The following is a 13,949-nucleotide window of genomic DNA, read 5'->3' as shown; positions in this document are numbered from 1 at the left end:
CCTTATTGCTGAACTACGATGTTTTCCTGCGATGGATCGACATGCTGCAACTGCAGCTTTTCCGTCGCGATCCGCTCCACCCGGCTATGATCGCCGAGCGCGTTTTCTTCAAGAATCAGGTTGCGCCATTCAATATCCAGCGCGTCACGTTCGAGTACCATCTGCTCACGTTGCGCGGTCAGCAGGCGGGTGTGGTGCGCCGTGGTTACCACAGAAACGGCGGTGATAATAATCGCGGTGAACAAACAAAGTGCCAGTTTCCCGTGGCGCAAAAGATCGCCGCCGATCACGCCGGGTAGAGCATGGCGCTCATTACTACCGAGCTGCGTGACTCTGCTAAGGGTTTCTGTCACTCGGTTGATCATGCGTTAGTCCTCTCTGCAATACGCAAAACAGAACTACGGGCGCGCGGGTTTTCCGCGACTTCTTCTTCACCAGGCATCATTTTGCCGAGCGCTTTAAGCTGGCGACCGCCCAGCTTATTCAGCTGCATTTCCGTCATAGGTATTCCTGCCGGAACCTGTGGACCACGACTCTTTTCACGCATAAAACGCTTAACGATGCGATCTTCCAGAGAATGGAAGCTAATGATCGATAAACGACCGCCAACCGCCAATGCTTCCAACGAGCCGTTTAACGCTTTTTCAATTTCATCCAGTTCGCTGTTGATCCAGATACGAATAGCCTGGAACGTACGGGTGGCCGGGTGTTTAAATTTATCTTTTACCGGCATAGCGGCAGATACGACCGCCGCCAGCTCTTTGGTACGCGTCATCGGCTCTTCGCGGTTACGCTCAACGATGGCGCGTGCAATGCGCTTACCAAAGCGTTCTTCACCGAAGGTTTTAATAACCCAGGCAATATCGGCTTCTTCAGCGGTCATTAACCATTGCGCTGCGGATTGGCCACGCGTTGGATCCATACGCATATCCAGCGGTCCATCCCGCATAAACGAAAAACCGCGTTCCGCGTCATCCAACTGAGGCGAAGAAACGCCAAGATCCAACAAGATACCGTCGATCTTACCGTCCAGTTCACGCTCGCGTGCATAATCTGCCAGCGCAGAGAATGGGCCATGAATGATGGAGAAGCGTGGATCATCAATAGCAGCAGCTGCGGCAATCGCCTGCGGGTCGCGATCGATCGCCAACAAACGCCCCTGCTCCCCAAGCTGGGAAAGAATCAGGCGAGAGTGGCCACCGCGACCAAAAGTGCCATCAATGTAGATGCCGTCAGGACGAATATTCAGGCCGTTAACAGCCTCATCCAGCAGCACCGTTGTGTGTTTAAAATTTTCCATCATGTCTAAAGTGACAAGTCCTGCAGACGATCCGACAAGGTGTTAGTCGAACCCTGCTCAGCGTCGATATCTTCCCTGACCTGTTGATGCCAGGTCGTTTCATCCCACAGCTCAAACTTATTGAACTGCCCGACCAGCATTACTTCTTTGGTAAGCCCGGCGTGCTGACGTAAAACGGGTGCCAGCAGCAAACGCCCGGCGCTGTCCATCTGACATTCACTGGCATGCCCCAATAACAGCCGCTGCACGCGGCGCTCTGCGGGGTTCATGCTCGACAGACGGGCAAGCTTTTGTTCAATGATTTCCCACTCGGGAACGGTATAAAGCAGCAGGCAGGGGTGATGGATGTCGATGGTACAAACCATCTGACCTTCGGAGGTTTCGATCAGCTTTTCCCGGTAACGGGTAGGTACGGCGAGCCGCCCCTTGCTGTCGAGATTGACTAACGTTGCCCCACGGAACATGCCAGCCTCACCCTTTAATGACCCATTTCACCACTTTAACCCACAAATTCCCACATAAAGGAGTTTACGGAGGGGAGGAAAACCTTGTCAAGCCAGCCAGGCCGCTTACAGGAATAAATTCCCGCGCCTAAGCGATTGATAAATGGCTGGCGTGAAAAAGCCCGCATTAGCGAGGCAAAAATTAACGTTATGAATATTTGAAAGAAAAAGACCAATAAACATCAACAGCGTTAAAACGACTGAATACTTGTTCTGGAAAATATTAAGTACGCAGTTTGCGACGCGGTCGGCATTTTAAGGTATTTCTGTGCGGGTTAACAGCGCCAGATGCCCGTCTGGCGCTGGCTTAGGGTCCGGAAGAAACAAAGAGAAGCCGCGAATGATTAATAATCCAACATTTCTTATCTGCTGGTGTGTAACAAAATAATACAGAGAAGAAATTTATTTAGCGATGGTGGGTTTTTTGCCAGATTTTTCCCGCGTAATTAATTGCCTTAAAAAATAAGGGTAAATATACGGGAAAAATCTCAATTAACTTTAAGCGTCTAAGTATGCTCGCTTAGTCAGTAACGACTTAAGCTGCCGCGACGATAAAGGTTCCTGCGGATTCGGGTTAACCCGGGCTTAGGCTTGCGCGGTTCGTCGAGGCTTGCAAGAACCAGCTCAAGCACTCGCTCCGCCACATCACGATGACGCTGCGCCACCGCCAGTACCGGGCATTGCAAGAAATCTAACAGCTCGTTGTCACCAAAGGTTGCGATTGCCAGCTCTGAAGGTAACCGCCCCTGGCGACGCAACGTTACGTCCATGACACCCTGCAGTAACGCGAAGGAGGTCGTGTACAGCGCATCCGGCATTTCATGTGTTTCCAGCCATTTTTCAAAAAGCTGAGCGGCAGCTTCACGCTCATAGCTGTTGGCGTAGAGATAATTAACGGTGCGAGGATCATCTTTCCAGGCAGTGCGGAATCCTTGTTCGCGCAGGAAGCTGACGGACAGCTCGGGTAACGCACCGAGGTAAAGGATATTTTCACCCGGGAATTTCCGCAGTTCTTCAGCCAGCATTTCTGCGTCGTCCTGATCGGCACCGACAACGCTGGTGAAATGTTCACGGTCTAACGCACGATCGAGCGCAATAATCGGGAACGAATCGTTTGCCCAACGCTGATAAAAGGGATGTTCCGGCGGTAAGGAAGTAGACACTATAATGGCATCAACCTGCCGCTGCAGAAGATGTTCAATACAGCGCATTTCGTTGTCAGGCTGATCCTCAGAACAAGCAATCAGAAGCTGGTAGCCGCGCTGCCGGGCCTGACGTTCAAGGTAATTTGCTATACGGGTGTAGCTGGTGTTTTCCAGGTCAGGGATCACCAGCCCAATAGAACGCGTGCGTCCTGCGCGTAGCCCTGCGGCCACCGCATTCGGGTGGTAGTTATGCTCGCGTACCACCGCCATAACTTTCTCAACGGTTTTATCGCTAACGCGATACTGTTTTGCTTTTCCGTTGATGACGTAGCTCGCCGTGGTGCGAGACACTCCCGCCAGGCGCGCGATTTCATCCAATTTCACTGTAGCCCCTTACTCTCCAGGTGATCCATAACCATACCCTGGCCATGGTTAACAACATTAACATCTAAGCGCAGAATAATAACTCCGGCAACCGCTTTTGCGGGGAGTTGTTTCCTTAATTGCAAAAAAAAGCCCGGCAGTGTTTACCGGGCGTGTGAATTAGATCACATTCATGGCTAGCGCATAATCTTATCACCGCGCGAAACGCCAACAATCCCTGAGCGCGCGACTTCGACTATTTTCGCGACGTCACGGATGGTATCAAGGAATGCGTTGAGTTTATCGCTGGTCCCTGCGAGCTGAACGGTATAGAGCGTTGGCGTTACGTCGATTATTTGCCCGCGGAAAATCTCCGCGCTACGTTTCACCTCTTCACGCCCGTATCCGCTGGCCTGCACTTTCACCAGCATAATTTCACGCTCGACGTACGCCCCCTGCCCCAGCTCGCTTACGCGCAATACATCCACCAGCTTATGCAGCTGCTTCTCAATCTGCTCCAGCACCTTCTCATCACCAACAGTCTGAATGGTCATGCGGGAAAGCGTTGGGTCATCCGTTGGGGCAACGGTAAGGCTTTCAATGTTGTAGCCACGCTGGGAGAACAGGCCAATGACTCGGGACAGCGCGCCCGATTCATTTTCCAGTAAGACTGATAATATCCGGCGCATAATCAAGTTCTCTCCGTTTTGCTTAGCCACATTTCATCCATTCCGCCGCCGCGAATCTGCATCGGATAAACGTGTTCAGTACCATCAACCGTGACATCAACAAACACCAGGCGGCCACCGCGTACGGTTTCCAGCGCCAATGCAAGTTTACTTTCCAGTTCCTCTGGCTTCGTGATGCTGATTCCCACATGGCCATAAGCCTCTGCCAGACGAACAAAGTCCGGCAATGACTCCATGTAAGATTGCGAGTGGCGGCCTGAGTAAATCATATCCTGCCACTGCTTCACCATGCCGAGATAACGGTTATTAAGGTTAAGTACCAGCACTGACAGGCCATACTGCAGCGCGGTGGAAAGCTCCTGAATATTCATCTGAATACTGCCATCACCGGTGACGCAAATTACCGTCTCATCCGGTAATGCCATCTTCACACCAAGCGCCGCTGGAAGACCAAAACCCATCGTGCCAAGCCCACCGGAGTTTATCCAACGGCGTGGCTTATCAAACGGATAGTAGAGCGCGGCAAACATCTGATGCTGACCCACATCGGAAGTCACATACGCATCACCGTTCGTCAGCCGATAAGCGGCTTCAATCACCGCCTGTGGCTTGATCGCCGCGCTGCTGCGATCAAATTCAAGGCAATGGCGGGCACGCCATTGCTCAATGTGTTGCCACCAGTCCCGGATCTCATCACCTGATTGCTGCGCGTCTTCCTGAACAAGCAGCTCCAGCATTTGAGTCAGGACCTGATGCGCATCACCCACAATCGGAATATCCGCTGCGACAGTTTTGGATATAGAGGTCGGATCGATATCAATGTGCAGCACAGTAGCGTTTGGGCAATACTTCGCGAGGTTGTTGGTAGTACGGTCATCAAAGCGTACGCCGACGGCAAAAATAACGTCGGAATGATGCATCGTCATATTCGCTTCGTAGGTGCCATGCATGCCAAGCATACCGAGGGCCTGACGATGCGTAGCCGGGAATGCCCCCAACCCCATTAATGAAGAGACGACCGGAATATTGAGCTTCTCTGCGAGAGCCCGCAGTTCAGCGTGGCACGCCGAGTTGATAGCGCCCCCGCCAACGTACATCACCGGCTTTTTAGCCGCCATCAGGGTTTGCAATGCGCGCTTGATTTGCCCTTTATGTCCCTGAGTCGTTGGGTTGTAAGAACGCATACTAACGGCTTCTGGCCAGGCATACGGCAGCTTGTTCAGCGGACTCATGATATCTTTTGGCAAATCGACAACAACGGGCCCTGGACGGCCACTGGAGGCAAGCCAGAAGGCTTTTTTGATGATCCCCGGAATGTCTTCAACTTGCTTTACCAGGAAGCTGTGCTTAACGACAGGACGGGAGATACCGACCATATCGCACTCCTGAAAGGCATCATAGCCAATCAAAGATGTTGCAACCTGCCCGGATAGCACCACCATAGGAATAGAGTCCATGTAGGCGGTTGCGATGCCGGTAATGGCATTTGTAGCACCAGGACCTGAAGTCACCAGCACAACGCCCGTCTCACCCGTAGCACGAGCAAGACCGTCCGCCATATGCACTGCGGCCTGCTCGTGGCGCACCAGCACATGATCAATCCCACCCATAGTATGAAGCGCGTCGTAAATATCGAGAACCGCACCTCCCGGGTAGCCGAATACCTGCTTAACGCCCTGATCGATTAACGATCGGACGACCATCTCGGCTCCTGACAACATCTCCATGGTTTTGCCTCCAGGCTCACGTTTGCGACCGCACGCAGAAGTCATTTCCGCGCCGTCATTTCGACAGGTTGTGTCTCTGCCTGTATCGTTTTTATAGGTTTAGCGCATTAACATAACCGCTCAAAATGAGTCAGGCAATTCTCCGCCGGGGCAACCCGGCGGTAAGAATTTCCCCTCTCAGCTAAAAAAGCCGCACATCACGGAGCTATCAACTGAATATAGAGGGTGGTTATTTACGAATATGTCAAAGATGCAGATAAATACAGCGCGTTATGCATTAATTTAGCATTGTGACGCTGTCAGGAAGGGAAGATCAGAAAATGCTAAAGTACAAAACACTGCCTTTTATGATAAAAATAGAAAAATCGGGCTGTTTAAGCCCGTAAGTAAAAAATGATGTATGTTTATCTGCCGCAGCTTTTCGCTATCAGATCCTGCATCCATAAATGTCCCTTGTCCTGTCCTGACGAACCATGCCACGACAGGTAACAGGTGCGGTTATTTTTAACAAAAGGCAACGGGAAAATTTTAAGTTTCAAACTATTAGTTACGCTTTCTACCAGCCAGCGTGGAGCAACTGCGACCAGCTGCGTCTTTGAAATAACATTCAATACACAGGTAATCGCTGCCCCCTGATAGGTAATCGATTTTTGTTTTTCTACCGTGTCATACCAGGGGGAACTAAATGAGCAATAACATTCCCGGGAAACTACGGCGTGCCGTTGATTATAAAAATCGTTCACGCTCAGTTGCGAATAAAATCCCGGATGTTCCTCTCCGGTGACTAATACCATTTCATCTTCAAACAGGGGTATTCTCTTATACCCAGGGCGGGCTATTTCTTCATAGCACACCAAAAAATCGACCTCCTGATGCCGCAGCTGTTGCTCAATATCCTCGCTAAAAGAGGATTTAAAGGCTAACTGAATATGGGGAGCGGCATATTTAACGCCATCAAAAATTCGCGGCATTATCTTGCTATCCAGCGGGCTGGCAACACAAAGCGTAAACAGCCGTACGCTGCTCAGTGGATCAAAACCGGCTCCGGGTAGTTCATTCTGTACCATTTGCAGAGCATTGCGAACCACGGCGCAGAGCTGAAGCGCCCTTCCTGTTGGCTGAATACCGCGCCCATAACGAACAAACAACTCATCATTGAAGGTAGTTTTTAATCGAGAAACAGCATTACTGACCGCAGGTTGAGACATTCCCAGCAGCCTGGCGGCCCCGGTAATACTCCGCGCTTTCATGACAGTATCAAAAACCGTCAGGAGATTTAAGTCAACTTCACGTAACCGCGGTGTTATTGTCTCCAGAGACTCCGGGGCCTCAATAATTTCATCATCCATTTTTTACTCCAGCAATGAATTGGGTTCCATTCCGCAACGCATAAATTGGAATTTCCATTATTTACACTCATCTGATTCGCCACATTCATGCCGAATATTCTTATGAATACCCCCTAATAAAAAACATCGAAGGTGCATATCGCAAAGACGCCCCTTTAATAAAATTAAGGGGATAAAAGCGCATGACGAATAGCAAACGAATCAGGTAAGGAACAATACATGAGTTTTATTATATTCATACAATGCATTATCAAAAACAGCGCATAATCAGACAATGTCACACCTTTTATAATAATTTGGTATATTTTAAGAAAATTCTCTTTTCTGGTTTTTTCCACTGCATCTACCGCACGCATAAAACCCTTCAGGTTGGACATCTGACAGGTTAAGGGTTGACACCTGCGGTGAGATCAAGTACCAATTAATACATCACAAAATTGCACAGGGTTTGAAACATGAATCGCACCTTCCGCCTACCAGGTCTACTACTAAACGCAGCTTATTTGCGCGGTAGACTGGTGGGCGACAATCAGCGTTGATTCAAGCCTTCAGACAGAAAAAACCCGCGCCAATGCGCGGGTTTTTTTATGCTCGTAGCGAAGGCGCCCAGACAGATAAAGGACCTAACCATGAGCCAGCAAGTCATTATTTTTGATACCACATTGCGCGACGGCGAACAGGCTTTGCAGGCAAGCCTGAGCGTGAAAGAGAAGCTGCAAATAGCTATGGCGCTGGAACGTATGGGCGTGGACGTCATGGAGGTCGGCTTTCCTGTTTCCTCCCCCGGCGATTTCGAATCGGTGCAGACCATTGCCCGCAATATCAAAAACAGTCGCGTTTGTGGTTTAGCTCGCTGTGTCGAAAAAGACATTGATGTTGCCGCTGAATCGCTGAAAGTTGCCGAAGCCTTCCGTATTCATACCTTCATTGCTACTTCACCCATGCACATCGCGACCAAGTTACGCAGCACGCTGGATGAAGTGATTGAACGTGCAATCTACATGGTCAAGCGCGCCCGCAACTATACCGATGACGTTGAATTTTCCTGTGAAGATGCAGGGCGTACACCGATAGCCGACCTGGCGCGCGTGGTAGAAGCCGCAATCAGCGCCGGGGCCACGACCATCAATATTCCCGATACCGTCGGCTACACCATGCCGTTTGAGTTTGCCAACATCATCACCGGCCTGTACGAACGCGTGCCAAATATCGACAAAGCCATCATTTCCGTCCATACCCATGACGATTTAGGCCTGGCCGTAGGTAACGCCATTGCCGCGGTACACGCCGGGGCTCGCCAGGTTGAAGGCGCGATGAACGGTATCGGTGAACGTGCCGGTAACTGCTCGCTGGAAGAAGTCATCATGTCCATTAAGGTACGTAAGGACATCATGAACCTGCATACCAATATCAACCATCAGGAAATCTGGCGCACCAGCCAGATGGTCAGTCAGATTTGCAATATGCCGGTTCCTGCCAACAAAGCGATCGTTGGTACCGGTGCCTTCGCCCACTCCTCCGGTATCCACCAGGACGGCGTGCTGAAAAATCGCGAAAACTACGAAATCATGACCCCGGAATCCATCGGTCTGAACCAGGTACAGCTGAACCTGACTTCACGCTCCGGCCGTGCTGCCGTGAAGCACCGCATGGATGAGATGGGCTACAAAGAAGCCGATTACAACCTGGATAATCTGTATGACGCCTTCCTGAAGCTGGCGGACAAAAAAGGCCAGGTCTTCGACTACGACCTGGAAGCATTGGCCTTTATCAACAAACAACAGGAAGAGCCAGAGCACTTCAGCCTGGATTATTTCAGCGTGCAGTCTGCCTCTAACGGCATTGCTACCGCCTCCGTGAAGCTGGTTTGTGGCGAAGAGATTAAAGCCGAAGCGGCAAACGGCAACGGCCCGGTCGATGCTGTTTATCAGGCGATTAACCGCATCACCGATTACAACATTGAACTGGTGAAATACAGCCTGAGCGCCAAAGGCCAGGGCAAAGATGCGCTGGGCCAGGTCGATATCGTGGTGGATTACAACGGCCGCCGCTTCCACGGCGTGGGTCTGACAACCGACATTGTCGAATCCTCTGCTAAAGCGATGGTGCACGTGCTGAACAACATCTGGCGCGCCGGTGAAGTCGAAAAAGAATTGCAACGTAAAGCTCAACATCAAAATAAAGAACAAAATCAGGAAACCGTGTAATGTCGAAAAATTACCATATTGCAGTTTTACCGGGCGACGGTATTGGCCCGGAAGTCATGGCTCAGGCCTTGAAAGTACTGGATGCCGTTCGCAACCGTTTTGATATACGCATCAGCACCAGCACCTATGATGTAGGCGGTGCCGCGATCGATCGTCACGGCAGCCCGCTGCCGCAGGCGACGGTCGAAGGTTGCGAACAGGCTGATGCTATCCTGTTCGGCTCGGTGGGCGGCCCTAAGTGGGAACATTTGCCACCGGCGGAACAACCCGAGCGCGGCGCACTGCTGCCGCTGCGTAAACACTTTAAATTGTTCAGCAACCTGCGTCCTGCCCGCCTGTACCAGGGCCTGGAAGCGTTTTGTCCACTGCGTGCCGACATTGCGGCAAACGGCTTCGACATCCTGTGCGTTCGTGAATTGACCGGTGGTATCTACTTCGGGCAGCCTAAAGGTCGCGAAGGCAGCGGCATGCATGAGAAAGCCTACGATACCGAGGTTTATCACCGCTTCGAAATCGAACGTATCGCACGTATCGCTTTTGAATCCGCACGCAAGCGCCGCAATAAAGTGACGTCTATCGATAAAGCAAACGTGCTGCAAACGTCGCTGTTATGGCGTGAAATCGTCAACGAAATCGCCAAAGAATACCCTGATGTGTCGCTGTCCCACATGTATATCGACAACGCCACCATGCAGTTAATTAAAGATCCTTCTCAGTTCGACGTGCTGCTGTGCTCCAACCTGTTCGGCGACATTCTGTCCGATGAATGTGCCATGATAACCGGTTCTATGGGCATGCTGCCTTCCGCCAGCCTCAACGAACTGGGCTTTGGCCTGTATGAACCTGCGGGCGGCTCCGCACCTGATATTGCGGGCAAAAATATCGCCAATCCTATCGCGCAGATCCTGTCGCTGGCGCTGCTGCTGCGCTACAGCCTGGATGCCGAAGAAGCCGCTCAGGCTATCGAAAGCGCCATCAATCGCGCATTAGAAGAAGGCCATCGCACCGGTGATTTAGCCCGCGAAGGCAATGCAATCAGCACTGACGAAATGGGCGATATCATTGCTCGTTACGTGGCTCAGGGGAAATAATCATGGCGAAGACCTTATACCAGAAGTTGTACGACGCCCACGTCGTGTATGAAGCACCGGAAGAGACGCCGTTGCTGTATATCGACCGCCACCTGGTGCATGAAGTGACTTCTCCACAGGCGTTTGACGGCCTGCGCGCCCATGGCCGCCCCGTTCGCCAGCCGGGAAAAACCTTCGCCACGATGGATCACAACGTTTCCACCCAGACCAAGGATATCAACGCGTCTGGCGAAATGGCGCGCATCCAGATGCAGGAACTGATGAAGAACTGCAAAGAGTTTGGCGTTGAGCTCTACGATCTGAACCACCCTTTCCAGGGCATCGTTCACGTGATGGGGCCTGAGCAAGGGATTACCCTGCCTGGCATGACCATCGTGTGTGGCGACTCCCACACCGCAACCCACGGCGCGTTTGGCGCACTGGCTTTCGGTATCGGCACGTCAGAAGTTGAACACGTTCTGGCGACGCAGACCCTGAAGCAGGGTCGCGCGAAGACCATGAAAATTGAAGTAAAAGGCAAAGCGGCTCCGGGTATCACCGCGAAAGATATCGTGCTGGCGATCATCGGCAAAACAGGCAGCGCCGGCGGCACCGGCCACGTTGTTGAGTTTTGCGGCGATGCTATCCGTGCGCTGAGCATGGAAGGCCGCATGACGCTGTGCAACATGGCTATCGAAATGGGGGCGAAAGCCGGGATTGTCGCGCCGGATGAAACCACCTTCGAATATGTTAAAGGCCGCCTGCATGCGCCAAAAGGTAAAAGCTGGGATGAAGCCGTCGAATACTGGAAAACCTTCAGCACCGACGAAGGCGCAAAGTTCGACACCATCGTCACGTTAGACGCTGCCGACATTGCTCCTCAGGTCACCTGGGGCACTAACCCCGGCCAGGTTATTTCCGTTACCGACAATATCCCGAATCCAGAATCTTTCAGCGACCCGGTTGAGCGAGCCTCCGCGGAGAAAGCGCTGGCTTATATGGGCCTGAAGCCGGGTATTCCGCTGACCCAAGTGGCTATCGATAAAGTCTTTATCGGCTCCTGTACCAACTCACGCATCGAAGACCTGCGTGCTGCCGCAGAAATCGCCAAAGGCCGTAAAGTCGCCCCAGGCGTGCTGGCGATGGTTGTACCGGGCTCCGGTCCGGTAAAAGCTCAGGCCGAGTCAGAAGGGCTGGATAAGATCTTTATTGAAGCCGGTTTTGAATGGCGCCTGCCGGGTTGCTCAATGTGCCTGGCAATGAACAACGACCGCCTGAATCCGGGCGAACGCTGTGCCTCCACCAGCAACCGTAACTTCGAAGGCCGTCAGGGCCGCGGGGGGCGCACCCATCTGGTCAGCCCTGCAATGGCCGCCGCTGCCGCTGTGGCCGGTCATTTTGCCGATATTCGTACACTGAAATAAGAGGAACTACCATGGCAGAGAAATTTATCCAACATACCGGCCTGGTCGTTCCGCTGGACGCGGCGAACGTCGATACCGATGCCATTATCCCGAAGCAGTTTTTGCAGAAGGTCACCCGCACCGGTTTTGGCGCTCACCTGTTTAACGACTGGCGTTTTCTGGACGATGCCGGGCAGCAGCCTAACCCGGAGTTCGTTCTGAACTACCCGGAATTTAAAGGCGCTTCTATCCTGCTGGCGCGTGAAAACTTCGGCTGCGGCTCTTCCCGTGAGCACGCGCCGTGGGCACTGACCGATTACGGCTTCAAAGTGGTGATTGCGCCAAGCTTCGCCGATATCTTCTACGGCAACTCGTTTAACAACCAGCTGCTGCCGGTCATTCTGAGCGACGAACAGGTGGACGAGCTGTTTAAGCTGGTCGAAGCCCAGCCGGGCATTAAGTTTGTCGTCGACCTGGAGGCCCAAACGGTTCAGGCGGGTGAGAAAAGCTATTCGTTCGCGCTCGACAGCTTCCGCCGTCACTGCATGCTGAACGGCCTGGACAGTATTGGCCTGACGCTGCAGCACGAAGCCGCTATTTCCAGCTACGAGAAAAAGCTGCCTGCATTTATGCAGTAATCTGTTTTCCCCTCTCCCACGCGGGAGAGGGGAAGCCATCAGACGTTCTTAACCCGGCTAGTGAGGAACAAGGCGACAACCGCCAGCGCTGCCATTAGCCAGTACACGGAATAGTGGCCAAAACCTTCCGCCAGCGCCCCCTGCAGTACGCCGGCTAAAATCACACCCGTTGAAATGCTGTTGGTGAACAGCGTTGTCGCAGAGCCCGGCCTTCCCGGCATCAAATCCTGGAACCACAGCATACCAATCCCGGCAATAATCCCGATAAACACCGCGTTAAACAGCTGCAATACCACCAGCGCCGTTTTAGAGTGGAACAGAATCAGTCCGGCATAGAACAGCACGCCCGCAGCCACCGCCGCCACCATCATGTTCCGTTTCCCAAAGCGCTTCACGTAGTAACCCGCCAGGATCATCGCGGGGATCTCGAGCCCGGCAGCCGTCCCCATTAACAGACCTGCCAGCTCATCCGGCAGCCCGAGATCCTGGCTTATCCATAGCGGCATATCGATGATGTACATGGTGTTGCAGGTCCACATCAGCATTGAGGCGATAAACAGCATCCGCACGTTGCTGTCTTTCCAACCGCTGACCTCCGTTATCGCCACCTCTGCGGAGGGCTCGGCTCGGGCGACCGAAGGCAGCGCAAACACAATAAGCAGCAGCGAGATGACAAAGATCCCGGCAGCAATAAGAAACATGGTAGTGAAGCCATACTTTAGCGCCAGCATAAAGGAAAGCGGCGGCCCGATAACCCAGGCAAGGGAGAGCTGCGCACGCATGATCGAGCTGAACATCACCACTTCACGAGCGGAACGATCGGCATATTCCCGCGCCAGGGCAAAAATCTGCGGCATAGCGGTATTGGCGATGGAGGCAAACATCACGCCGAGCGTAATCAGCGTCAGATAATGCCGGTTGAAGGCAAAAAGAACGCTGTTTGCCACCGCCATCGCGCAGCAAACCATAATCAGTTTGCGACGATCTCCCCGGCTATCCGATCTTTTTGCCAGCAGCAGGCTTACGGCGATCCCGGCAATCGCATTAACGGTATAGAACAGACCAACCCAGAAGGGCCGAACTTCAACTTCGCGGGTTAAAAAGAGGCTGAGCGTCGGGGCCTGCAGCGCACCGGCCACGCCAATCATAAAAGACACGGCCATAAAGGCGGCATAAACGGGGTTAAAACGACGTGCGCGGGTCAAAAACCAGAGCATGAGCTGTCCTTAAAAGGAGGGTGTAGTCAGAGGTATTCGCTAAATGCGTAAAGATTAAACGAAAAAAGCCAGCAGTAAACAGCTGCTGGCGTGGTAAAAGCACCAATACTCAGTCACACATGAGTCGGCGTGTTGGCGTTCTCGGGCATCGGGGTTGTAACCTCCCACTGCATCAAGTCTTCGAGCATCCTTAGTCTTTGTTCCACCGTCAGGCGAGCCAGCCATCCAGAACAAACAAACTGCGTTGCGGCAAAGTACTGTTGGAAAAACCTCGCAGGTGATGACCGCTTCATAAACACCTCCTCGCTTCATCGCTGATGATTATTGACGTAATATAG

At 52.4% G+C, this 13,949-nt stretch carries 13 protein-coding genes; 4 read left to right on the top strand and 9 right to left on the bottom strand.

What is annotated here, in order from left to right:
* Positions 1 to 2 precede the first annotated feature (2 nt).
* From ftsL to leuO, 7 genes are all read right to left on the bottom strand, one after another.
* Positions 3 to 365 carry a cell division protein FtsL gene (ftsL, locus tag VGM55_RS19375; protein ID WP_154187182.1) on the bottom strand — a complete coding sequence of 121 codons (363 nt, stop codon included), beginning with the start codon at positions 363 to 365 and terminating at the stop codon, positions 3 to 5.
* Entirely contained in the window at positions 362 to 1,303 is a 942-nt protein-coding gene (rsmH, locus tag VGM55_RS19370; RefSeq protein ID WP_154187181.1) for a 16S rRNA (cytosine(1402)-N(4))-methyltransferase RsmH, read from the bottom strand. The genes ftsL and rsmH overlap by 4 nt, the downstream gene beginning before the upstream one ends.
* Before the next feature lie 2 nt (positions 1,304 to 1,305).
* Positions 1,306 to 1,764: a division/cell wall cluster transcriptional repressor MraZ gene (mraZ, locus tag VGM55_RS19365; RefSeq protein WP_154187180.1), complete on the bottom strand. Its 459-nt coding sequence runs from the start codon at positions 1,762 to 1,764 to the stop codon at positions 1,306 to 1,308.
* 563 nt (positions 1,765 to 2,327) lie between these two features.
* Positions 2,328 to 3,332 (bottom strand): catabolite repressor/activator, encoded by a 1,005-nt coding sequence (cra, locus tag VGM55_RS19360; RefSeq protein WP_331636380.1) that lies wholly within the window; start codon positions 3,330 to 3,332, stop codon positions 2,328 to 2,330.
* 176 nt (positions 3,333 to 3,508) lie between these two features.
* A complete protein-coding gene (gene ilvN, locus VGM55_RS19355; protein WP_039300404.1) occupies positions 3,509 to 4,000 on the bottom strand; it encodes an acetolactate synthase small subunit in 492 nt (163 codons plus the stop codon).
* Positions 4,001 to 4,002: 2 nt separating this feature from the next.
* Positions 4,003 to 5,727, bottom strand: a complete 1,725-nt coding sequence (ilvI, locus tag VGM55_RS19350; RefSeq protein WP_154187179.1) for an acetolactate synthase 3 large subunit — start codon at positions 5,725 to 5,727, stop codon at positions 4,003 to 4,005.
* Positions 5,728 to 6,131: 404 nt separating this feature from the next.
* Positions 6,132 to 7,076 (bottom strand): transcriptional regulator LeuO, encoded by a 945-nt coding sequence (gene leuO / locus VGM55_RS19345; RefSeq protein ID WP_154187178.1) that lies wholly within the window; start codon positions 7,074 to 7,076, stop codon positions 6,132 to 6,134.
* 629 nt (positions 7,077 to 7,705) lie between these two features.
* On the opposite strand from leuO, the gene leuA reads away from it, so the two are divergent.
* The 4 genes from leuA to leuD are packed head-to-tail and all read left to right on the top strand — an operon-like array spanning position 7,706 to position 12,394.
* Positions 7,706 to 9,283, top strand: a complete 1,578-nt coding sequence (gene leuA / locus VGM55_RS19340; protein WP_331636378.1) for a 2-isopropylmalate synthase — start codon at positions 7,706 to 7,708, stop codon at positions 9,281 to 9,283.
* Positions 9,283 to 10,374 carry a 3-isopropylmalate dehydrogenase gene (gene leuB, locus VGM55_RS19335; RefSeq protein WP_154187176.1) on the top strand — a complete coding sequence of 364 codons (1,092 nt, stop codon included), beginning with the start codon at positions 9,283 to 9,285 and terminating at the stop codon, positions 10,372 to 10,374. The genes leuA and leuB overlap by 1 nt, the downstream gene beginning before the upstream one ends.
* A gap of 2 nt (positions 10,375 to 10,376) precedes the next feature.
* On the top strand, positions 10,377 to 11,777 hold the full coding sequence (gene leuC / locus VGM55_RS19330) for a 3-isopropylmalate dehydratase large subunit (RefSeq protein ID WP_331636377.1): 1,401 nt from the start codon (positions 10,377 to 10,379) through the stop codon (positions 11,775 to 11,777).
* A gap of 11 nt (positions 11,778 to 11,788) precedes the next feature.
* The gene (gene leuD / locus VGM55_RS19325) at positions 11,789 to 12,394 is read left to right on the top strand and encodes a 3-isopropylmalate dehydratase small subunit (RefSeq protein WP_154187174.1); all 606 of its coding nucleotides are present in this window, start codon (positions 11,789 to 11,791) and stop codon (positions 12,392 to 12,394) included.
* Positions 12,395 to 12,432: 38 nt separating this feature from the next.
* Here the strand turns inward: leuD and VGM55_RS19320 are convergent, their stop codons facing one another.
* Both VGM55_RS19320 and sgrT read right to left on the bottom strand, forming a co-directional pair.
* Entirely contained in the window at positions 12,433 to 13,611 is a 1,179-nt protein-coding gene (locus VGM55_RS19320; protein WP_331636376.1) for a sugar efflux transporter, read from the bottom strand.
* Positions 13,612 to 13,724: 113 nt separating this feature from the next.
* Positions 13,725 to 13,904 (bottom strand): glucose uptake inhibitor SgrT, encoded by a 180-nt coding sequence (sgrT, locus tag VGM55_RS19315; protein ID WP_038475623.1) that lies wholly within the window; start codon positions 13,902 to 13,904, stop codon positions 13,725 to 13,727.
* Positions 13,905 to 13,949: the final 45 nt, after the last annotated feature.

Source organism: Cedecea sp. (genome assembly GCF_036500665.1).
Taxonomy (GTDB): domain Bacteria; phylum Pseudomonadota; class Gammaproteobacteria; order Enterobacterales; family Enterobacteriaceae; genus Cedecea.
This window is presented reverse-complemented; position numbering and strand designations above follow the sequence as displayed.

What these genes read in the sequence shown, in the direction of transcription:
- ftsL (WP_154187182.1), bottom strand. Translation starts at nt 365, where the DNA reads ATGATCAACCGAGTGACAGAAACCCTTAGCAGAGTCACGCAGCTCGGT.
- rsmH (WP_154187181.1), bottom strand. Translation starts at nt 1,303, where the DNA reads ATGATGGAAAATTTTAAACACACAACGGTGCTGCTGGATGAGGCTGTT.
- mraZ (WP_154187180.1), bottom strand. Translation starts at nt 1,764, where the DNA reads ATGTTCCGTGGGGCAACGTTAGTCAATCTCGACAGCAAGGGGCGGCTC.
- ilvN (WP_039300404.1), bottom strand. Translation starts at nt 4,000, where the DNA reads ATGCGCCGGATATTATCAGTCTTACTGGAAAATGAATCGGGCGCGCTG.
- ilvI (WP_154187179.1), bottom strand. Translation starts at nt 5,727, where the DNA reads ATGGAGATGTTGTCAGGAGCCGAGATGGTCGTCCGATCGTTAATCGAT.
- leuO (WP_154187178.1), bottom strand. Translation starts at nt 7,076, where the DNA reads ATGGATGATGAAATTATTGAGGCCCCGGAGTCTCTGGAGACAATAACA.
- leuA (WP_331636378.1), top strand. Translation starts at nt 7,706, where the DNA reads ATGAGCCAGCAAGTCATTATTTTTGATACCACATTGCGCGACGGCGAA.
- leuB (WP_154187176.1), top strand. Translation starts at nt 9,283, where the DNA reads ATGTCGAAAAATTACCATATTGCAGTTTTACCGGGCGACGGTATTGGC.
- leuC (WP_331636377.1), top strand. Translation starts at nt 10,377, where the DNA reads ATGGCGAAGACCTTATACCAGAAGTTGTACGACGCCCACGTCGTGTAT.
- leuD (WP_154187174.1), top strand. Translation starts at nt 11,789, where the DNA reads ATGGCAGAGAAATTTATCCAACATACCGGCCTGGTCGTTCCGCTGGAC.
- VGM55_RS19320 (WP_331636376.1), bottom strand. Translation starts at nt 13,611, where the DNA reads ATGCTCTGGTTTTTGACCCGCGCACGTCGTTTTAACCCCGTTTATGCC.
- sgrT (WP_038475623.1), bottom strand. Translation starts at nt 13,904, where the DNA reads ATGAAGCGGTCATCACCTGCGAGGTTTTTCCAACAGTACTTTGCCGCA.